General features: G+C 28.6%; 16 protein-coding genes. 13 read left to right on the top strand and 3 right to left on the bottom strand.

The window, feature by feature from the left end; translation table 11 throughout:
- The first annotated feature begins 6 nt into the window (after positions 1 to 6).
- From I4V51_RS11315 to I4V51_RS11340, 6 genes are all read left to right on the top strand, one after another.
- Positions 7 to 1509: a rhamnulokinase family protein gene (locus I4V51_RS11315; RefSeq protein ID WP_195988540.1), complete on the top strand. Its 1503-nt coding sequence runs from the start codon at positions 7 to 9 to the stop codon at positions 1507 to 1509.
- On the top strand, positions 1503 to 1943 hold the full coding sequence (locus tag I4V51_RS11320) for an RbsD/FucU domain-containing protein (RefSeq protein ID WP_195988541.1): 441 nt from the start codon (positions 1503 to 1505) through the stop codon (positions 1941 to 1943). Before I4V51_RS11315 ends, I4V51_RS11320 begins: the two co-directional genes overlap by 7 nt.
- A 26-nt stretch (positions 1944 to 1969) precedes the next feature.
- Positions 1970 to 2674, top strand: a complete 705-nt coding sequence (locus I4V51_RS11325) for a class II aldolase/adducin family protein (protein ID WP_195988542.1) — start codon at positions 1970 to 1972, stop codon at positions 2672 to 2674.
- Between the two features lie 36 nt (positions 2675 to 2710).
- Positions 2711 to 4054 (top strand): L-fucose:H+ symporter permease, encoded by a 1344-nt coding sequence (gene fucP, locus I4V51_RS11330; RefSeq protein ID WP_195988543.1) that lies wholly within the window; start codon positions 2711 to 2713, stop codon positions 4052 to 4054.
- A 196-nt stretch (positions 4055 to 4250) separates the two neighbouring features.
- Positions 4251 to 5321, top strand: a complete 1071-nt coding sequence (locus I4V51_RS11335; RefSeq protein ID WP_195988544.1) for a glycerol dehydrogenase — start codon at positions 4251 to 4253, stop codon at positions 5319 to 5321.
- Positions 5322 to 5578: 257 nt separating this feature from the next.
- Positions 5579 to 7672 (top strand): sensor domain-containing diguanylate cyclase, encoded by a 2094-nt coding sequence (locus I4V51_RS11340; protein WP_195988545.1) that lies wholly within the window; start codon positions 5579 to 5581, stop codon positions 7670 to 7672.
- A 144-nt stretch (positions 7673 to 7816) separates the two neighbouring features.
- Here I4V51_RS11340 and I4V51_RS11345 read toward each other — a convergent pair whose 3' ends face one another.
- Positions 7817 to 9331, bottom strand: a complete 1515-nt coding sequence (locus tag I4V51_RS11345; protein WP_195988546.1) for a bifunctional UDP-sugar hydrolase/5'-nucleotidase — start codon at positions 9329 to 9331, stop codon at positions 7817 to 7819.
- Between the two features lie 237 nt (positions 9332 to 9568).
- Between I4V51_RS11345 and I4V51_RS11350 the strand changes: the two genes are divergently transcribed.
- From I4V51_RS11350 to I4V51_RS11380, 7 genes are all read left to right on the top strand, one after another.
- Positions 9569 to 10396 carry an alpha/beta hydrolase gene (locus I4V51_RS11350; protein WP_195988547.1) on the top strand — a complete coding sequence of 276 codons (828 nt, stop codon included), beginning with the start codon at positions 9569 to 9571 and terminating at the stop codon, positions 10394 to 10396.
- A 186-nt stretch (positions 10397 to 10582) separates the two neighbouring features.
- The gene (gene trxA, locus I4V51_RS11355) at positions 10583 to 10888 is read left to right on the top strand and encodes a thioredoxin (RefSeq protein WP_195988548.1); all 306 of its coding nucleotides are present in this window, start codon (positions 10583 to 10585) and stop codon (positions 10886 to 10888) included.
- Between the two features lie 235 nt (positions 10889 to 11123).
- Entirely contained in the window at positions 11124 to 16802 is a 5679-nt protein-coding gene (locus I4V51_RS11360; RefSeq protein ID WP_195988549.1) for an endo-alpha-N-acetylgalactosaminidase family protein, read from the top strand.
- Positions 16803 to 16973: 171 nt separating this feature from the next.
- Positions 16974 to 19511 (top strand): Helicase associated domain protein, encoded by a 2538-nt coding sequence (locus I4V51_RS11365; RefSeq protein WP_195988550.1) that lies wholly within the window; start codon positions 16974 to 16976, stop codon positions 19509 to 19511.
- A gap of 240 nt (positions 19512 to 19751) precedes the next feature.
- Positions 19752 to 20579 (top strand): aldo/keto reductase, encoded by an 828-nt coding sequence (locus I4V51_RS11370; RefSeq protein ID WP_195988551.1) that lies wholly within the window; start codon positions 19752 to 19754, stop codon positions 20577 to 20579.
- Between the two features lie 159 nt (positions 20580 to 20738).
- The gene (locus I4V51_RS11375; protein ID WP_195988552.1) at positions 20739 to 22208 is read left to right on the top strand and encodes an FGGY-family carbohydrate kinase; all 1470 of its coding nucleotides are present in this window, start codon (positions 20739 to 20741) and stop codon (positions 22206 to 22208) included.
- Between the two features lie 149 nt (positions 22209 to 22357).
- Positions 22358 to 22765, top strand: a complete 408-nt coding sequence (locus tag I4V51_RS11380; protein WP_195988553.1) for a hypothetical protein — start codon at positions 22358 to 22360, stop codon at positions 22763 to 22765.
- Between the two features lie 40 nt (positions 22766 to 22805).
- Here I4V51_RS11380 and I4V51_RS11385 read toward each other — a convergent pair whose 3' ends face one another.
- Positions 22806 to 23039, bottom strand: coding sequence for a hypothetical protein (locus I4V51_RS11385; protein ID WP_195988554.1), 234 nt, complete (start codon positions 23037 to 23039; stop codon positions 22806 to 22808).
- A gap of 154 nt (positions 23040 to 23193) precedes the next feature.
- A partial coding sequence (locus I4V51_RS11390) for an IS3 family transposase (RefSeq protein ID WP_195988555.1) occupies positions 23194 to 23326 on the bottom strand: 133 nt, incomplete at its 5' end.

Genomic DNA, 23326 nt, shown 5'->3' on the forward strand with positions numbered 1-23326 from the left:
GATATTATGGAAAACAAAAATATAAAAAAGCAAGTGCTAGCATTTGACTTTGGTGGTTCAAGTGGAAGAGCAATGCTTGGAGCATTCGATGGTAATAAAATAGATATAAAAGAAGTATATAGATTTTCAAATGACCCTGTTATAGTGAGAGGAACTATGTATTGGGATGTTCTTAGATTATTCTTTGAAATTAAGCAAGGATTAATAAAGGCAAAGCAATATGGGAAAATAGATAGTATAGGCATAGACACATGGGGAGTAGACTTTGCTTTATTAGATGAAAATGGTGATATATTAGAAAATCCAGTTCACTATAGAGATGGAAGAACTGCCGGAATGATAGAAAAGAGTTTTGAAAAATTACCAAAGGATAGGTTTTATAATATTACAGGCAATCAATTTATGGAGTTAAATACAGTTTTCCAATTACTATCATTGAAAGAAAAAAGATCACATCTGCTAGAAAGAGCAGATGTGATGCTCCTAATGCCTGATTTATTTAATTACTTATTAACTGGTAAAAAGGTTTCAGAAAACTCAATAGCATCAACAACTCAAATCTTTGATGCTAGAAATAGAGTTTGGTCTAATGAGGTAATAGAAGCATTAGGGTTACCTAAAAAGATATTTACTGAAATAGTTCCTAGTGGAACTGTAATAGGGCAAGTATCAAAAGAAATAGTAGAAGAACTTGAAATAGATAGCTGTGATGTTATTGCAGTAGCTGGACATGATACACAATGTGCATTAGTGTCAGTACCTGCAGAAGAAAAAGATTTTGTATTCTTAAGCTGTGGAACATGGTCATTACTTGGAACAGAGCTAGATGAGCCAATTATAGATGAAAAGTCTAGTTTTTATAATATAACTAATGAAGGAGCTTATGGAGATAAGGCATCTTTCTTAAAAAATATTATAGGATTATGGTTAATACAAGAAAGTAAGAGACAATGGGAAAGAGAAGGCATAGAGTATAATTTCAGTGAATTAGAAAAAATGGCAAATGAAGCAGAGCCTTTTAAATGCTTCATAGATCCAGATGACCCAATCTTTGTACCAGCAGGAAATATTCCAGAAAGAATTAGAGAATATTGTTTAAAAACTAATCAAAAAGCACCTAAAACTGTAGGAGAAATTGTTAGATGTATAAACGAAAGTCTAGCATTAAAGTATAGGGTTGCCTTAGAAGAAATAATTGACTCAGCAGGTAAAACATATCCTACTATGTATATGGTAGGTGGAGGAATCCAAAGTAAATTATTATGTCAGATGACAGCTAATTCTTGTAAGTGTAAGGTATCAGCAGGGCCTGTAGAGGCAACTGTTTTAGGAAATATTGCAATACAATTAATGGCTTCAAATGAAATAGAAAGTTTAGAAGAGGCACGTAGTATCATTAGAAATTCTCAAGGAATTACTTATTATGAACCACAAGATAAAGAAGAGTGGGACAAGCAGTTTAATAGATTTAAAGAGATAATACAAGCTAAGGAGGTTGTAAAATGCTAAAAAATATACCACAAATTTTGTCTCCAGAATTATTAAAAGTTCTATGTGAAATGGGGCATAGTGATCAAATAGTCTTATCTGATGGAAATTTTCCAGCTGAAAGCATGGGAAAGAATAGTATAGTAATTCGTTGTGATGGACATGGAGTACCAGAATTATTAGATGCAATATTAAAGGTATTTCCGTTAGATACTTATGTAGAAAAACCTGTAAACTTAATGGAAGTTATGACAGGTGATACTACTGAAACACCTATCTGGGATACGTATAAAGAAATAATAGGAAAACATGATAGCCGTGGAGCAGAAACAGTAGGAACTATAGAAAGATTTAAATTTTATGATGAAGCAAAAAAGGCATATGCAATTATAGCAACAGGTGAAAAAGCCTTATATGCCAATATTATATTACAAAAAGGAGTAGTAGTAGAGTAAATCTGCTTATATGGGAGGAATTAATAATGGAAAATGTAAAAACTTTAAGCTATATGGAAGTAAGAGAGCAAATTTGTGATGTATGTCATAAGATGTGGCAATTAGGATGGGTTGCAGCTAATGATGGTAATGTAAGTGTTAAATTAGATGATGGAACATTTTTAGCAACACCAACAGGAATAAGTAAAAGTTTCATTACTCCAGAAAAGTTAGTTCGTATTGATGCTAATGGTGAAGTTTTAGAAGGTCAAGAAGGTGCAAAGCCATCATCTGAAATAAAGATGCATTTAAGATGTTATCAAGAAAGAGAAGATGTAAGAGCAGTAGTACATGCTCATCCACCAACAGCTACAGGATTTGCAGTGGCTCACTTAGATATGGATAGATATACTATGATAGAAACTGTAATAGCTATAGGATCTATACCAGTAACACCATATGGAACACCATCTACTTATGAAGTTCCAGATGCAATAGCACCATATTTAAAAGAACATGATGTAATGTTATTAGAAAACCATGGAGCATTAACTGTAGGTACAGATTTAATAAATGCTTATTATAGGATGGAAACTTTAGAATTATATGCTAAAATAAGTTTAACAGCTCATTTATTAGGTGGAGAAAAAGAGATATCAAAAGAAAATGTAAATAGATTAATAGGTATGAGAAAAGGGTACGGGGTAACTGGTAAGCACCCTGGGTTTAAAAGATATAGGGTAGAAAAATAAAAATATTATTAGATGAGAGATGTGAGGGTGATGAGAATGGAAAGTAAACTAAAAGATGTTAGAGGTGTTAGTGTAAACGATGTAAACACTACGGAAGTAATTCCTAAAAAATATAGAATTCACTTTATAATGCTTGTATCATGTTTTATCCTTTGGGGATTATTAAATAACATGACTGATAATTTAGTACCTGCATTTGGTAAAATATTTATGCTTGAAGCAGCAGATGCATCACTTACGCAAGTTGCGTTTTATGGGTCATATGCAGTACTTGCATTACCAGCAGCAATTTTAATAAAGAAATATTCATATAGACAAGGTGTTTTAGTAGGGCTTGGATTATATATAGTAGGAGCTATAGGTTATATTCCAGCAGCAATAACACAAAACTTTAATTTATTCTTAGGTTCTGTTTTCGTATTAGCAGGTGGTTTATCTATACTTGAAACTACTTGCAATCCATATGTCATCTCTCTTGGACCTGAAGAGACAAGCGTTCGTCGTCTTAATATGGCACAAGCTTTTAATCCATTAGGATCTCTAGCAGGTATATTAATGGCTAAATTCTTTATATTAAGTAACTTAAATCCAGCAACGTATGAAGAGCGTGTAGCAATGACTCCAGAAGCTCTAAGTGCAATTAGAGCAAATGAATTATTATGGGTATGTGTACCATATGTTGGATTAGTTGTTATTGCATTAGTAATATGGGTATTCTTTAAGAGAAATAAGAGTTCTGAAAAAGATAATTCAGGTGCTCTTAATATAGGAACTTCAATAAAGAAACTTATAAAAATACCACGTTATGCTTTAGGAGTTATAGCTCAATTCTTCTATGTTGGTGTTCAAATAGCAGTTTGGACTTGGACAATAGGATATGTAATGACTACTATGGGACTTGATGAAGCAGCAGCTTCTAAATATTACTTAATTGCTATAGTTGGATTTATAGCATGCAGATGGGTATGTACAGCTCTTATGAAATATTTTGATCCAGCTAAAATGATGGCAGTGTTTGCTGTAGGTGGAATATTATGTAGCTTAGGAACTATCTATTTACCTACTAATCAATCAGTATGGTGTTTAGTTGCAATATCAGCTTGTATGTCATTAATGTTCCCAACTATTTATGGTATAGCTCTTAAGGATTTAGGAGAAGAAGTTAAAGTTGGAGCTGCAGGACTTATAATGGCTATACTTGGTGGTGCAGTAATAACTCCATTCATGGGTAAATTAATAGATACAGGATCATTAGCATCAATAGCTCCAGCATTTACAGGAGCTGAAGCAGCAATTCGTTCTTCATTCTTAGTACCAGTTGTATGTTTCGCTGTAGTATTAATATATTCATTAGTTTATAGAGAAAAGAAAAATGCATAATAGAAATAAATAATCAAATTAATTAGTTTAAAATTTGTAGAAGTATGAAAATAGGAGTATTAGCAGTTTAATACTTCTATTTTTTTATAGTTTTAAAGCAGTATTTCTATTCTTTGTAATTTATATAATAAATCTTATATTTATAGTATAATATGGATATTAAAATATTGGATTTTATGGGGAGGATGGTCAAAAGATGAAAATTAATATGCCAAATAACTATATTCAAGAAAGAGGGGCAATTAATAAAATAGCTACATACTTTCAGCAAATAATGAAGGATAATGTATTAATCCTTATGGATGAATTTTCTTATACGAATATACAAGATAAAGTAACTGAAGGATTTAAGGAGTATAATGTTAATTACATAGTAGAAATATTTAAAGGTGAATGTTGCATGGAAAATATTAATGCTATTATAAAGAAATCAAATAGTAATAATATTAAGTGGATAATAGGTATTGGTGGAGGAAAAGTTTTAGATGTAGCGAAAGCAGTTGGGCATTATGGAGATATGAAATATATAATGGTTCCAACAGCAGCATCTACTGATGGGCCAGGCAGTAAAATATCTGTTTTATATGAAAGTGATGGGACTTTTAAAGAATATATAAATTTGCATAATAATCCCTATGGTATAATTGTTGATACTGAGATTATAGCAAATGCTCCAGTAAGGCTATTAAAAGCTGGTATTGGAGATGCACTTTCAACATATTTTGAAACAGAAGCGGGATATGAAGGTGATATAGAAAGGCATGGATTTAGTGATATTTCATTAACTGCTAGGGTGTTATCTAGAGAATGTTTTGAGGCAATAATTAATAATGCATATTTAGCGATACAGGCAGTAGAAAATAAAGAGGTAAATGAAGCTTTAGAAAAAGTAATTGAGGCAATTATTTATTTAAGTTGTATTGGTTTTGAAAATGGATCATTAGCTGCAGCACATTCAATAGCTAATGCATTAACAAGTACTTCTAAGTATAATAGATTTATGCATGGTGAGAAAGTTGCTTTTGGAACTATAGTACAATTGTTATTAGAAAATAAAGAATGGGATTTAGTAAATAAGGTTAGAAATATTTGCAGGGATATAAATCTTCCATATAAGGCAAAACAAATAGGTATAGAAAGTGAAGAAGAATTAGAGTATATTGTTGAAATGGCATCTAGTTATGATCAGCCAATACATAATATGAAAAAAGTATTTATAGATAAAGAGAGTATTAAGTTATCTATAAAATTTACAGAAAAGTTGTAATTTACAAGCAATAATTATTAGGTTTTACTTAGTAATTATTGCTTTTTATTATAAATGAAAAATAATTTGAATAGTAAAAAATATACTAATATTACTTAATAAAGTTAACAATATTAAATAATATTTTATTATTTAAAAAATTACTTTGATAATTATTCATTTGTAGTATAATATATGAGTAAAAAGTTTTGTGGAATTAGCAACCAATGGTGGGATTAAATTGAAAAGTAATTTTAAATAATGGAGAATAAGAATGTATGGTTAATGAGCCTAAGTATTTTAGAGAAGAATTTGATCGATTAAAGGCAGGAGAATTATATATAAACAACATAATTAATAAAATTAATCTTTATAGCAATAAAGAGGCAAAGAAAATGCTATATGAATTAATTGAATTTACTAAAAAAAATAGCTTAATGGAAGCATATTCTTGGGTTTTATATAAATTGGGAAGAATATATATCGCAGAAGATCAAATTAAGAAGGCTGATAAATTATTTAGAGAATCATATAATATTTTTCAGGAAAATAATATAAAAAAAGGTATGCTAGCAGTTATTAATGGATTTATGGCAAGTGAATGCATGCAGCATAAATATACATCAGCAGTTCAGTGGGGAATTAAAGGAATAAAGTTAGCAAATGAGGTTAATGAGCCTGAATTTTTAATAGCTATTAAGGGAAATTTAGCTGGAATATATATGGCTATAGATGAGTATAAAAAGGCTATAGAAATATTAGAAGAAATTGAACGTACTCCATGGATTGGTACAGATGTAAATAAAGTTGCAATATATTTAAATAGAGTTATATGTGAGCAAAGTATCAATAACTTAGAGAAGGCACTTTATTATATTTATTATATTGAAAAATATGCATTAAAAAATCCAAACACAACAATAAATTGGCTTGTTGAAAAAGCAAGAGTATATATTAAAAAAGGTTTATATAATGAAGCTGAAGAAATGTTGTTAGAAAGCTGTGAACTTTGTGATAAAATTGAAGCTTATGAGTTTAAAAGTCAATCTATTCTTTATTTAAGTGAAATAGATATAATTAATAAAAGATATAAAGTGGCTATTGAAAGACTTAAAAGTATTGAAAAGAAAATACTAGATGATAGAGTTATGTGCAGTATGAAACATATGTATAATTATTTTAATTTAGCTTATAAAGGATTAGAAGATTATAAGAATGCTTATATAAGTTTAGAAAAACTTACAGAGATTGAAAGGCAGCTAACGGAAATACAATCAGCTACTATTTTCAGTGTTTTAGATGAACAAAAAAAAGATATAGTAGAAAAAAATTATAAATTATTATATGAGCAAAATAAGCTTATTTATGAAGTTGGACAAAAAATCACATCAAGTCTTAATAAAAATAATATTTTTAAGATAATTGCCAAGGAAATAAAAAATGTTATAAAATATGATATTATTCAAATTATAGTTTATAATGAAGAAAAAAACAATTATCAGTATCAATTAGTAATTGAAGAAGATAAAGTAATTACTTTAAATAATAAAGAAGTATATAAAGGTGGTTTTGCAAGTTATAGTATTAAACATAAGGAAGGTTTAATTATTAATGATATGGAAAATGAATATCATCGATATATTGAGAATGTGGATGAATATCAAAAATATATTAGTAAAGTAAAGGATTGGAAAAGTATTCAAATTACTAAATCTTTATTGTTGGTACCAATGATAATAAAGAATAATGTAGTAGGAGTAATATGCGTTCAACATTATGAAAAAAATATATTTGATTTAAGAGATTTAACTAATTTGAAAATATTGTCTACATATATTGCAATTGCTTTAGATAATGCTTCTTTATATAGAAGAGTTAAATATAATGCAAACTATGATGATTTAACAGGTATTTTTAATAGGCGCAAGGCCATTGAAAAAATAAATAAATTAAAGGATAAATCCAAATATTTTAATGAGGACTATTATATTGCTATGCTGGATATTGATAATTTCAAAAAAATTAATGATGTTTATGGGCATATTGCAGGAGACAAGGTTCTAATTGAGATAGCAGAGACAATTAGAAACTCTATTGGAGAAAATGATATAGTTGGAAGGTATGGTGGAGAAGAATTTATTGTTATAGTAAAAGAAAATGATAGTAATTTAACTAATATTATTGAAGGAATTAGAAGAAATATTGAAGCTTTAGATATAAAAATTGATAATAGCAATATTATTAAAGTAACAGCTAGCATTGGTGTTAAAAGATTTGATATGAATAACAGGACTTTAGAAGAAAATATAGCCTTAGCAGATAAATCTTTATATAAAGCAAAAACCACAGGGAAAAATAAGGTTGTTTATTAAAATAAAAGTTAGGGTCTAACGGCCAATTAAGATATTTAATATAGCTTACGCTAATTTTGAAAGGAAACACATTTTCAAATTAGCGAAGGGATGTTTAAAAAACTTAACTGGATGAAAGACCTTAACTATAAATTCTTTCGTAATTTAGATAATTGTATTAATGTATTTAGTTGTATCAACTGTTACTTTAGGATTGTTTTTAAAGTAATTTATAATAACTTCAGGCATTTCGATTAGTATTTCTTTTACAACAGGACAGTTTTCATAGAATTCATATCCTCCGGCACCACTTGCTCTATAGTTATTCATAACTAATGTTAAAGTTTTATTATCATCAAGTTCTTTACTATTATATTTAATAGAAACAACTCTATTACCAAGTTCATTATTTAAATCAAAAGTATATTCTATATTAGCAAAGTAATCATAATTATAATGTTCAACTTTTGGCTTTAAGAAACTTTCAGATATTGTAATATTACCATTATCATTGTTAAGGTAACTAGCAGATCTTTCTAAAGCTAATTTTAAAATTTTTCTATTTACTTCAAGTACAACTAATGTATTGGGGTATGGATAAGTTGACATAATGTCTCTTACTGTTACATCTTTATTAAATCCTTTTATTACATTTGCAAAGGAAGTACAAGCAATTTCCGATTTACTTGCATCTAATTGTATTTGGTTTATAAAGTTAGCTAAATGAGAACCATTTAAAGCCATATCAACACGATCAGTAGGTTGAAGAGCTTTATCTAAGAAACCAGCAGGTGTATCTAGCCATTCTTGAACTTTATTTTCAAGAGGTAAGAATTTTTCATACATTTCTTTGTTAGGGTTAATAGTTAACTCCTTCAATGTTGAAGATATTTCTTTTATGCTATTGTTATGGAAAGTAAGATTTAGCTCTAAGAATTTACTTCCATTATGAGGAGTTTGTGCTATATGAGTTCCATTAAGATTCATATTATAAATAGGAAGATGTTGATGTCCTGTAAGAAGTATATCAAAATCAAATTCTTTACATATTTTATAAGCAATATTTTCAGATGTAGTACTTAATTGTTTATGTGAATCTAAATCATATTCGAATCCACCATGATAAATACCTATTAATAAGTCACAATGATTTTTTACTTTATCATAATGTTTCTTTACAGAAGTAAAGGTATCTGTAATATTTATATTTTTTAAATTTTCAGCACGTTCCCATCTATTAATAAAATCAGTAGTAAAACCAATTAATCCGACTCTTAATCCATTTTCCATAGTTTTTATTTCATATGGAAGAATAGGTAGTTCTTTAGTTGTATCCAAAACATTTGCACAAAGACATTTTGCATCTAAGCTAGTTAAGTATTTTTTTAGATATTCTTTACCATAATTAAAATCATGGTTTCCAAGTGTTATATAATCATATTCTCCAGTATTCATAATTGTTGCTATCGGATGAATATCAAATTCAGAGTTACTTAAATAGTTTGTAAATGGTGAACCTTGGATAGTATCACCACCATCAATTATTAAAGTGTTTCCATCCTTTTTAAAACTATTAATAATGTTTAATAATCCTATGTTTTTTTCATTTTTTTCTACATAATTTGTTGGATAAACATAACCGTGTAGGTCAGATGTGAAATAAATTTTTAGTTTCTTCATTATCAGTACCTCTTCTTTAGTAATATTAAGTATGTATAAATTAAGTTCTTATATTCAGATAGATTATAACATATCTTTAAATGGTTTGTTACAAAAGGAAAACTTAATAATATAAATAAAGTATTGTATTTTAAAACTAATATTATAGGTTGTATAAAAAAATAACATTAGTAAACTAATATTGAGAATTTTATTATATGGTTAGAATTAATTTTATATGTATAAGGAGAAGAGAAAATGATATATGAGAAATTAAAAATTAAGGAGATAAGTAATAAATTAAACAATAGTGAAGCTATTATAAGTGCATATATTCCAGAAAATAGTGAAGAAATAAGTATAAATAAAAAAAGAAAAACAATTGTTATTTGTCCAGGTGGAGGATATGGATTTACATCTGATAGAGAAGCAGAGCCAATAGCTTTAAAGTTCATGGCACAAGGGTTTAATGCAGTTGTACTTAGATATAGTGTTGCTCCAATAAGATATCCTAATGCTCTTTTAGAATTAGCTGAAACAGTAAATTATGCACGTAAAAAAGAAGATGAGTGGAATGTAGATAAAGATAAAGTTATAGTTTGTGGTTTTTCAGCAGGTGGACATTTAGCAGGAAGCTTAGGTGTGTTATGGAATAGTGAATTTATCGAGAGGGATTTAGGAATTAAAGCAGAGTATGTTAAACCTAATGCAATGATATTATGTTATCCAGTTATAACAAGTGGAGAGTTTGCTCACAGTGGGTCATTTGATAATTTACTTGGAGAAGAGGAAAAAGAAATAAAGAGGGAAAAACTTTCTTTAGAAAAATTAGTATCTAAGAATACACCTAAAACATTTTTATGGCATACTTTTAATGATGGTACAGTTCCAGTTAAAAATTCATTATTATTTTCAAATGCATTAGCAGAAGAAAGTATCCCTTTTGAACTTCATATATATCCAAATGGAGTTCATGGATTAGGTTTGTGTGAAGAAAGTACTGCAATGAATGGAAAAAGTGAACATATAGATGAGCATGTAGCAAGTTGGTTTAAGCTAGCATGTGAGTGGATTAATAATTTATAATAATATTTTAATGTTTAAAGCTTAGCAGAAGTATTTGCTAAGCTTTAATTATATATAGATTATATGTGACAAAATTACACAAGGTAACTTTAATCAGCAACATTAAATAGTTAACTGAATATAATTTAGTAGAGAACAAAAAAAGAAGGTAATAGTTGTTTTTATAAATTACAGGAGTGAATTATTATGAAAGTTATTAAAGAATCAGAATTTATTAATGAAGTACAACAGGGGCTAGTTTTAGTAGATTTTTATGCAGATTGGTGTGGGCCTTGTAAAATGCTTACACCAGTATTAGAAGAAATAAATAATGAAGATGAAGAGGTAAGAGTTATAAAGGTTAATATTGATGATGCAAGATTTTTAGCAAACTATTATAAAATACAATCAATACCTACATTAATATTATTAAAAGACGGACAATTTTTACATCGAATGGTTGGATTTAGACCTAAAAAAAATATACAAGAACTAATAGCAAAGGGAAAATAAAAAATAAGTACAAAACGTCTTAAATTTAAATTTGAGACGTTTTATATATTTTTTGAAAATATAAGTTGATATATTTAGTTAAAAATTATAAAAAACGCAAGATAATTATATAAATTCACAATTTGGATAAGGAAAAAAGTGGGAAAGTAGTATAAAATATAAGTAAGGAGTGTAAAGGTATACAGTGAATTGAGGTTTGTTTAGGTAAACAAGAGTTAAATAGGGAGGTATCATTATGATAAAAAGAAAATCTATGAATAAGAAAATTGCTCTTATAATAGCTACTGCAGTAACAGTAGGACAGATTCCAGTCTCTGCATTAGCTGAAAATAATACTACATTAATAGTTGAAAACAATACTGTAGAGAGTGTTGCTGAGGAGTATGGCTATATTCAAGAGTATGATAATTATTCAAGTACTTCTTGGACTAATTTAATAGGGAATGGTAGTATTGTAAAAAATATGGACAATGCAGTGCCAGGTACAGAAGGAAAAAATGGTTATTTAGAAATCACAAGAGACGCTGATGCTAACAATCAATTAGTTTTTATAGAAAATCAAAGTCCTAGTGTAAAAGATTTTGAAGCAGAAGTAAGATTCCAACTTAATCCACAAGAAGGACAAGCAGCGGGTAGGTTTGGACTTGTATTTAGAGGACAAGATGCTAATACTTATGGATTTGTTGGATATAACGGGGGAGAAACTGCAAAGGGAAAATGGCTTATAGAAACTCCAACAGCATGGAAGGATGATATTACAGGGCCAACAATTGAAGCAGGCGAATGGGTAACAATGAAAGTTAAGGTTCAAAGAAGTAATTTAACTTTAACTGTAAATGATACTGAAATATTTAATGATACTGTTAACATGGGTGACTTCCCACAAGATGCAGGTAAGCTTGGATATAGAACATGGTTTGACAATAAGAGTATAAATGTTGACTATTTAAAAGTTAAGTCACTTGATAATGAAGCAGTAACTGATATACAAGAAGTAGAAGAGATAAATATAGCTACATTATTAAAGGCTAAACCAGAATTACCATACAAAGTTAATGTAACTTATTCTGATGGAACAAAAGGCCAAGAAGTTGTAATTTGGGATTATATTGACCCAGCACAATATGGAGAGGTAGGCTCTTTTGTTGTTGAAGGTACAATTAAAGGTTCTGCAGAAGGAACACCAAAGGCTAAGGCTAATGTTACAGTTAGAGAAAAAATACAATATTCAACTGATTTTGAAACGCCTGAAACTAGTGGTGATTGGCAAGTTTTAAAACCAACAGGACTTTCTGCAACAGTAAGTAATGGTGCTGTTAATGTTCCTATGAATGGTGTTGCTATATCAGCAGATATGGATTGTCCAGATGTTAAGAACTTTGTATATGAAACTGATTTTACTGTGAATAGTGATACAGGAAGAATTGGGTTAGGATTTAGAGTAAAGGATGCTAAAAACTGGGGAGCTATTTGTTATGATGCAGGTTCATGGGTATGGAAAGCAAGTACAAATGGATCAGAAAGTTATGGTTCTTTCCCAGGATCAAAGAAGTTAGAGGCAAATAAAACTTATAGAATGAAAGCTGAAGTTGAAGATAATAAAATTACATTATCTATAGATGGTGAAGTTATAGGTAGTGCAACATCAGATAAATTCCCAACATCAGCAGGTAAGATAGGATTAGTTGGATGGTTTGGTAATAAGACTGTTACTTTAGATAATGTTAATGTATCTGAAATTGCTGCTGAAACAGATGCAGACTTACCAGAAGTAGTAGAGAAAGCTATTGAGTCTGACATAATGACAGTTAAGTTAGATAATACTTTCCCAAGAGTTATAGAATATAATTGGAAAGATGATGGTTCAACATTAATAGGACAAGAAACTAGAAGTAATAAAGTTAACCTTAATGGTAAGAACTATACTCCAGTAGTTGAATGTGTTACTGAAGGAAATAAAGCTACTTATACAATGGCTATTGATGAAATTGGTGTTACCTTAACAACAGTTATGTCTGTAGAAGATAATAAAATAAGATTAGAAATAACTAATATTGAAGAAAGTGGAGACTTTAAAGTTAAGAAAGTATCATTACCAAATCAAAGCTTTGCAGAAGTAAGAAGTGATAATGGTGGTGCTATGGCAGCTGTATTATCAACTGGAGCTTGGCATCAAATAACTGATGAAATAAGCACTGTTGAAGATTTAGAACCATCAAGTAAAGCAAAGACTTATGCATTTGTTAATGATAATGATTTTGCTATATCAGTAAATAATAATGTTGTAGAATATTCTAGTAGAATACTGTTAAATACTGAAAATAGAAATGGATATAAGAGTACAAGTATTGGAACAGGAGCTTGGACATATAGGGAAGTACTAGATACAGAGTCAGATGTAGATTTCTACAGTTATGAAGAAAATTTATGGGCAGAAGCTTATATAACAAAAGATATGAATGAAGATAAAGCAGTGAACTGGCAAGATGCTGCAATTGAATATAGAAATAGGGTTGAAGCACCATTAGGAGCTGAAGACTTAAAGAATAGCCTTTCATATATTGCATTCAATATAGGTTATACTCAAAGTCCATTCCTAAGAACATTGGATACAGTTAAAAAGTTATCTAATTACACTGACGGATTTGGACAAATGGTACTTGAAAAAGGATATCAAGCTGAAGGTCATGATGACTCAATTCCTGACTACGGCGGACATATTGGTATAAGACAAGGTGGAGTTGAAGATTTTAACACATTAATCGAAGAAGGAGCTAAATATAATGCTAAGTTTGGTGTTCATATAAATGCTACAGAATATCAATTAGATGCATTCCAATATCCAGACAATGGATCTGTAAACACAAGTGCTCCAGGATGGAACTGGTTAGACCAAGCTTATTATGTAGACCAAAGAGCTGATTTAACAACAGGTGAATTATTCAGAAGATTAGATATGTTAAAAGAAGATTTACCTAACTTAGGATGGGTATATGTTGACGTTTATACAGGTAATGGATGGAATGCTCATCAACTTGGAGAAAAATTAAATGATTTAGGATACCAAGTTGCAACAGAATTCCATAGTCCTCTTGAAGAACATGTAACTTGGACTCACTGGGGAGCAGACCCTGCATATCCAAATCAAGGTGGAACAAGTGAAATATTAAGATTTATTAGAAATAGTACTAAGGATGGATTCTTATCTGATCCAATTTTAAAAGGAAATAAGCATTTATTATCTAATGGATGGGGTAACAATCATTCAATAGAAGGTGTAAATGGTATAGAAAGATTCTATAACCAAGTATTACCTACTAAATATATGCAACACTTTGAAATAATGTCTAGAACTGACGATGAAGTTAAATTTACTGATAATTTAGTAGGGGTTAGAGAAGGCGCTGATATTAATTACTATAAAGATGGTAAATTAGTAGCTACTACTCCAGAAAACACTTATAACAGTATTGGTGAAGGAAAGACAAAATTATTCTTAGAATGGAATTTTGATGAAGAAGAAGATACAAAGATTTATCACTGGAATCCACTTGGAACTTCTTCAGAATGGGATTTACCACAAGGATGGGAAAACCTTTCTACAGTAGAAGTATATGAATTAACTGATATTGGAAGAGAACATGTTAAATCAGTTCCAGTAGTAAATGGTAAAGTTCAATTGGATGTTGAACAAAATACTCCATACCTTGTAACAAAGGGTGAAGTTGAAGAAAAGAGAATTGAGGATTGGGGCTATGGTTCACAAATAAAAGAACCAGGATTTGACTCTCAAGAGTGGACAACTTGGTCAAAGGATTCAAAGGAAGGAAATACAGATCATATTAGTTTTGTAAATGAAACAGTAGGAAGAAGAGCTGGTAATGATGTTGTATCAATTTCTAATAAAGAAGGTAGTATATCACAAACTATTGAAGGATTAGAAGCAGGTAAAACTTATTCAATATCTGCATGGGTTAAGAATGATGGAAATAGAAAAGTTACTTTAGGTGTAAACTGTGGAGATGAAAAATTAACTAATGTAATAACTAGAGGATCGTTTGCTAGATCTGGTGAAGGTCATAAATATTTAGATGATAAGTTCCAAAGAATGGAGATTGAAGTTACAGTTCCAGAAGGTGTAACTACTGCAGATATTTCTCTTACTGCAGAAGCTGGAAATGGTGATGTATTAGTTGATGACTTCAGAATTTGGGAACATCCAGGTCATACAAATAGAGAAGGTTATGTATTCTATGAAGACTTTGAAAATGTAGATGAAGGTATTACACCATTCTTCTTAGCACCAGGAAGAGGAACTTCAAATAGATCTCACTTAGCAGAAAAAGATTTACTTGGAAGACAAAAAATGAGTTGGGTACTTGATGGAAGATTCTCATTAAAGACTAATCAACAATCAGGTGAAACTGGACAAATGTTAGTAACTGATGATTCAACATTTAAGTTAGAACCTAATAAAACTTATGAACTAGGTTTCTTATATTCACTTAAGAATGATGCACCAGGTTATTCAGTAAATATTAAATCAAGAAGTGAAGGAACATTAGTAAATATACCTCTTGAAGCAACTGGCGTTGAAAGTGGAGAATACACTAAGACAAGCTCTAAGAGCAAAACATTTACTACTGGTAATAAAGATGATTACTATATTTCAGTTGATAAGGGTTCAGGATATGCTGACTTAATATTAGACAATATTTATGTTGTTGAAATTGATGAAAGTGTTGAAAATCCAGTAATCGATAGAGTAAACTTAGGATCTGCAATTACTGAAGTAGCAGTAGATGGAAGCGTCGATTTATCATTATTATCAATAAAGGCATTAATGAATAATGGTTCTCCAGCTAGTTTAGAAGGAGCAGAAATTGAATATGTTGTTGGTAATGAAGAAGTTGCTAAAGTTCAAGATGGAAAATTAATTGGATTAAAAGATGGTAACACTACATTATCAGTTAAAGTAACACTTGATTCTAAGAGCGTAGTTACTTCAAACACTATAAATATTAAAGTTGGTACAGGATCTGAAGATGGAGGAGAAGTAACACCGCCAGTTGAAGATGTATTTAAAATGCATTTAGAAATTGCTATAGAAGAGGCTAATAAGGTTACAGACAAAGAACTTTCAAATGTTGTACCTGCAGTTGCAGAAGAGTTTAAAGCTGCATTAGCTGAAGCAGAAGGGTTATTAGAAAGCGGAAAATATACTCAAGATCAAGTAGATAAAGCATTTGATAGATTAAGTACTGCAATGCAAATGTTATCTTTTGAAAAGGGAGATAAAGAGCACTTACAACAATTAGTAGATAAAATTAATAATTTAGATGCTAGTGAATATATAGATAGCACTTGGGCTAACTTACAAGTTGCTTTAGAGCAAGCAAATACTGTTATAGCTGATGAAAATGCATTAGAAGCAGAAGTTTCTAAGAGCTACGATCAATTAATAAGATCATTCTTAGAGTTAAGATTAAAACCAAATAAAGATAAGTTACAAGATTTAATAAATAAAGCAGAAAGCTTAGATGAAAGCAAATATACTGCAAAATCTTGGGCTGTATTAAAAGATAATTTAGTTAAAGCTAAAGTTATAATGGAAAATGGAGAAGCTACTGCTGAAGATGTTGCTAATTCAGAAAAGGAATTAAAAGCAGCAATGGATGGATTAGTTATCGCAGATGCGAGTGGAAATAATAGCGGAAGCAATAATAGTGGAAACAATAATAGTGGAAGCAATAATAGTGGAAGCTCTAATAACAACGGAAACTCTAATAATAATGGAGGAAACAAAGGAAATTCAAATTTACCAAAGACAGGAGGAACTCCAGCTGCTGCAGTAGGTTTATTTGGTACAGTTATTGCAACAATTGGTGCTGTAATCTTTAAGAAAAAGAAATAATTAACCTTTAATAAGTAAAATAATAGTAGGATGTATTAGAAACTTTCTGATGCATCCTACTTATTTGATTTATAGAAAATATTAAAAGCTTGTATTTGTTATTGTATCTAATTTATTATTTAAATATATAATATATAGAATTAATGACAGTTTAGGAGTAAGACAGGCAATATGGATAGTTATGAAAATATATTAGAAGAATTAAAAGAGTTAACTTATAAGAAAAACATAAGTTTGATAAAAGAAAAGTTAAACTTAATTGATAAGCTTATAAAGGGTAGGATATTTGAAGAATATTTAGCGTTTTTATTTGAGGGTAATGGTTATATTGCAACTATAAATGGAGGATCACATGATGGAGGAGCGGATATAATATTATCTGAGTCTGATAATCCTAATAAGGTTTCTTGGATAATACAAGCAAAAAATACAATGAGACCTTTAGGTAATCCTAATATTATTGAAGAATTATTAAAGTTTGAAAAAGAAAGTAGTAAGAAGTATAACTGCAAATATTTTATGATAATTTCATTAAATGGATATGTAGAAAATGCAAATATGTTTAATAGGACAAGCATGTCTTTAGAAGAATTTGATTATGTTGAAGAATTAATAAATAATTACACAGAAAAGAATCAGTATGGAATATTATTGCCAGATTTAAAGCCTCATAATAGATATACATATAAAGAGGTTAAAGCAATTTTAGAAAGTGATACTAGAGTAGCAGTACCAAATGCAACAGGAACGGGGAAAAGTTTTATTATTCTTCAACTTTTATTTACTTATAGAGATAAGAAGATTATTATTTTAGCTCCTACTAATGAAATATTAGATAGATTGAAAAGAATAGCACCATGGAGTATTACTAAGAGTAAATTTTATACTTATAGTAAGTTCTCATCTTTATATTCAAAAGGAAAATTAGAAAATGTAAGTGTTGATTTAATTATTTTAGATGAATTGCATAGAGCTGGAGCATTAAGTTGGGGAAAAGCAGTTAAATATATATTGCAAGAAAATAATGAGGCTAAAGTTGTGGGACTTTCAGCAACACCAATAAGATTTTTAGATAATAATAGAGATATGATTAATGAATTGCTCTATGGAAATTCAACTACTCCAATAAGTCTATCAGATGCAATAGTTAGAAAAATTTTGCCTATGCCAATTTATGTTTCTGCCATGTATGATTTAGACAAGGAAATTGATAAGAAGCTTAAGTTAATGAAAAAGATGAATATACCATTAGAGGATAAGAAAAAGTATATAGAAGAACTTAGTATATACAGAAGTAAGTGGGAAAATGAAAGTAGAGTAGAAAATATAATAAAAAAACATTTACCACATAGAAAAAAATTAAAGTTTATAGTTTTTTGTGAAAATAATAAGCATTTATTAGAGATGAAGGATATAGTTATAGGCTGGTTTAAAAGTGCTTTAAGTGAAAATATTAGTATAAGTTCTTATATTGTAACTTCTACTAATAAAAAAAATAAAGAAAATTTAGAGGCTTTTGAAGGTGAAAATAGTGAAAATGAATTAAAGCTACTATTTTGTATAAGTAAGTTAAATGAAGGAATACACATTAATAATATAACGGGAATAGTTATGCTTAGAAATACTAAGTCACCAAGTGTATATTATCAACAGTTAGGAAGATGTCTTACAGCAGATTCCGTAGATAAAACTCCAATAGTATTTGACTTTGTAGATAATATAGATAATTTAGAGCTTGTTAACTTTAGAAAAAAATTAGAAGTAGCAAATGAAATAAACAATCTTTATAGAAAACAAATAGGATTGTATGATGAGGAAATTAGACTTTCTTTATATGAAGAACATGAAGATATTATTTCACAGTTAAAAAATATAGAAAGAAAAATCACGTATAATTGGGATGAATCATTTGAAAGTTTATTAAAGTTTAAAGAGATTAATGGACATTTAAATGTACCTAAAGATGAAGAGTATTCAAGATTATATAGTTGGGTTAGTCTTCAAAGAACTCTTTATAATAAAAATATATTAAATGAAGAATTTGTTGAGAGATTAGATTCTATAGGATTTATATGGAATATTAGTCTTTATAAGTATAAAGAAAATTATAGAAAATATGAAAAACTAATTATTGATTCTTATGAAAAAGAAATAAGTCATTATAAAATTATAAATGAAAAATATTATACTACTATATATAAGCAGGATTCATTAATATCAGAATATGAAGATGGATGTATTTTACCTGAAAAAGAGTTTATTACAAGATGGTGGGATAAGCAGATTAAGGAATTTCAAAATAATAAATTAGATGATGAAAGAAAAATTATAATAATTAATGAATTTAAAGAAATATCAAGATTTCATGAGAATAAGTGGATTTACAGCGTGTTTAAAATAATCCATTTTTATAATAAAGTTAAGGAAATTTATAATATAGATTGTTATTTAAATAGAATTGCTCCGAATAAGAAGAGGTTTATTGAGCATGTAATTTCAATGTATCATAATAAGCAATTAATAGAAAATACTATAGAAAAAAACTTGCCTAATGCGTGTAAAAGTATAGAGGGTAAATTTAATAATGAAGAAGTTAAAAATAGGATCTTTATAGCTTCTCTAATATCAGAAAATAAATTTGTTTTTGACATAAAAGAATTTATTGATGGTATAAACTATATTTACTTTGAGGATATGATTAATTTATAAGATATACTACAGTTTGAAAATATTTATTATATGAGCAAAAGAGTATACTAGTGGGGAATTTTAACTAGCCAAATATAAAATTTTAGTGCCATTAAAATTTAGAATCTTATTTATAGGAAAAAAGTGTCGCAGATAGCAATTAAAAAAGCATTAAATTATCTTTTAATTAATAAGTATTATAGTAGTAATCGTTTGTTAGATAATAATATCGAAAATATGTAATGAATAGGGAGAGGGCTTATGGATAGCTATAGGGTTTTAACAAATGAGATTAAAATACCCCAAATTGGATTTGGGACTTATAAACTAGAAGATGAAAGTGAAACTACAGATGTTATTAGAAATGCTTTAAAAATTGGGTATAGATTTATAGATACAGCATCATTTTATGGAAATGAAGAGAGTATAGGTAGAGCTATTAAAGAAAGTGAAGTTAGAAGAGAAGATATATTTTTATCAACTAAGATTTGGAATGATAAGCATGGATATGATAAAGCTATAAAGTCGTTTGAAGAGTCTATGAGAAAATTAGATATTGATTATTTAGATTTATTATTAATAAATTGGCCAACGAAATTTAATAGTGAAACTTGGAAGGCATTTGAGGATCTTTATGAGTTAGGAAAGGTTAGAGTTATTGGGGTATGTAATTTTAAGATTAATCATTTAGAGGCTTTGAGAAAAACAGCTAAAATAATGCCAATGGTAAATGAAATTGAAGTACATCCATGTTTTTCTCAAAAGAGCTTAGTTAGTTATTGTAATAATTATAAGATTCAAGTTATAGGATATAGTCCGATTATGAAGGGACAATTGTTAGAGGTTCCTCTAATGATGGATTTAGCAGAAAAATATGATAAAACTATTGCTCAAATAGCATTAAGATGGCATATTCAAAAAGGAATTATTCCTATTCCGAAATCATCTCATTATGGAAGGATGAGTGATAATATTGATGTTTTTAATTTTGAGTTATCTGATGAAGATATAAGAAAAATTGATAATTTAGATAGAAATGAAACTATTACAATGGTTCCTGAAGGGACTATTTATGAGTTAACAAAATAAAAAAATTATAACTCCCCAATATAATTTTGGGGAGTGTTTTTGTTGAATTTTATGTACAAAATAAGTAAATATAGTATATAATTAGATAATACAGATGCTTATGAAAACGATTGTAAAAATGAAATTTATAAATGGGATTGCCATGTTAGGAGAATTATTATGAATGTATTAGTTTTAGATATTGGTACATCTAGTATGAGAGGAATTTTATTTAAGGAAAATGGGAAAAAACTTTTTATAACACAAAAAAGCTATAAACTAATTAATAAAAATGGTGGAATTGTAGAGCAAGAAGTTTCCGTTTTAAAAGATGCACTATATTATATAGTAGGTAAGGTAGTAAAAGAGGCAAAGAGAATTTCAGAAGAAATTGATGTTATTTCAGTTACAGGACAAAGATCTTCTATCATTGTTGTAGATGAAAATGGACAACCATTATGCAATTCAATTATGTGGCAAGATGTGAGAAATTCAGAAGTATGTGATAAGCTTTTGAGTAAAAATGATATAATTTTTGAGAAAAGCGGATGTGGTGTTAACACTATATTTTCAGGAAGTAAAATAAGATGGATGAGGGAACAGGAAAAGAAAATTTATGAGAAAACATATAAGGTTCTAAATATACCATCATATATTATGTATTTAATGACTGGAGAATATATAACAGATTATACATATGGAAGTAGAACAAATTTAATGAATATTAAAGAATGCAAATGGGATTTAGAATTATTAAATATATTTGATGTAGAAAGAAAATATTTATGTGATTTAAAAGAACCAGGTAGTATTATTGGGAAGATTAAAAAAGAGTTTTTTATAAATACAGGTATAAAAGAAGGAACTAATGTAATTAGTGCTGGTGGAGATCAACAGTGTGGTGCTATAGGACAAGGTGTATATAAAGAAGGAGAATTATCAATTGTAGTAGGTACTGGTGCTTTTTTAGTAACAAGTTGTAATAATGTACCACATAATCTTACAAATGATGTTATTTGTAATGCCTCATCTGTTAATGGAAAATACATAATCGAGTCAAATGTATTAACTTGTTGTTCGGCTTTTAATTGGTTTTGTAAGAATTTTTATAATAATGATAATATTGATTATGAGCTTATAAATAAAGAATTAGAAAGTGTATATATGGAAAATGGTGAGTGTTTAGTATTACCATATTTTCAGGGACGTAGTACTCCTGATTGGAACTCTAAAGCTCAAGCTGTTTTTTCTAATATATCATTAGCGACTAAAAGACAAGATATATTAAAGGGAATCTTAGAAGGCGTATTTATTGAGATAAATAATAATGTTCAAAGATTAAAAAAATATGTAGATATAAAACATATTTATGTAAGTGGGGGTCTTACTAAGAGTAGTTTAATTAATCAGATGCAGGCTGATGTATATGGAGTACCTATATATATTATGGAAGAGTGTGAATCAACGGCACTTGGTGCCCTTATTGTTACTCTTTATAATTTAGGAATATATAATACGATAGATGAGGCCTTTGAAACAATAAATAAAAATAGAAGTGTTGAGGTTTATTCTGTTAATGAAGTTAAATATAAGGAATATGAGAAGAAGCAAAAAGATATTAATGAATTATATATGAAAATATATGCTTAATTTTTATTAAATACAGTGTTATAAAAAAGTAGCATTTATTAACATAATTGCATTTATTATATTAGAGAAAAATTTTTATAGGTGATAGTCTTATGATTTAGATAATTAATTAAAGTTTTTAATTTAAATAATATAAGAGGGTATAAAATATGGAAATAACAGATTTTTTAACTCAAAATTTTCTATCATCATTTACAGGGACTTTAGTTGCCGTAGAACTAATAGTATTTACTACTAAAGATTTTCCACTTATAAAGAAAATACCAACAAGATTATATACTTTTAGTTGGTCTATTATACATCTCGTTATTGTAAAAGTTACTAGTGGAGTTATGGACTTAAATGTAGAATGTGTTTATAGATTATTTATAAATGCGTTAGTAGTAACGTTAATGCTATGTGGCGGATATGATACAATAATGCAAAGACTTAATACCATAATCGGAAGCGGAGAAAAAATAGGAAAGGGTAATGTAGAAAAAACAGAAGAAAATAGCATAGTTGAAAATAAAGATATAAAGCAAATTTCTGATGAAAATAATGTTGAAAGCAAATAAAAAAATGATACATACTATATCTATAGTATGTATCATTTTTTTACGAATGCTTTTTTATAGACTTTTTACTCTTGCCTAAATAAGAGCCTATTCCTAAACCTGCAAAAAGTAAAACAATAGGGGCTAAAGCCATCCAAAACATATTATCAGTTAATAAAAATACTATGATTCCGATAATTAATCCAATAACTAATCCTATTAATGTACCGTAAGATAAATATTTTTCAGCTTTTTCGTTTATAGCACTTTTTTTATTTTTCTTTTTGTTACTCATTTTTTACCTCCTATATTAAAGTTATTATATAAAAATTATATAACAAATATTTACAATGTGGAAAGTGTTATTATGAAAAAATACTATAAATATAAAAAAGTTATGCTTATTATAAACTGTACCCCTTGTCAAGGACAGTTTAAAAAAGAGTAGACTAATTTAGAAGATGATTTCTGTATTGAACAGGAGTCATCTTTTTTAAGTTCCATTGTCCTCTAAAATTATTATGGTAGTCTATGTAATTGTCTATTTCTTTGACTAGATCTTCAAATGTTTCACATGTCTTT

The organism is Clostridium sp. D53t1_180928_C8 (assembly GCF_015667795.1).
In the GTDB taxonomy this organism is placed as follows: domain Bacteria; phylum Bacillota; class Clostridia; order Clostridiales; family Clostridiaceae; genus Clostridium.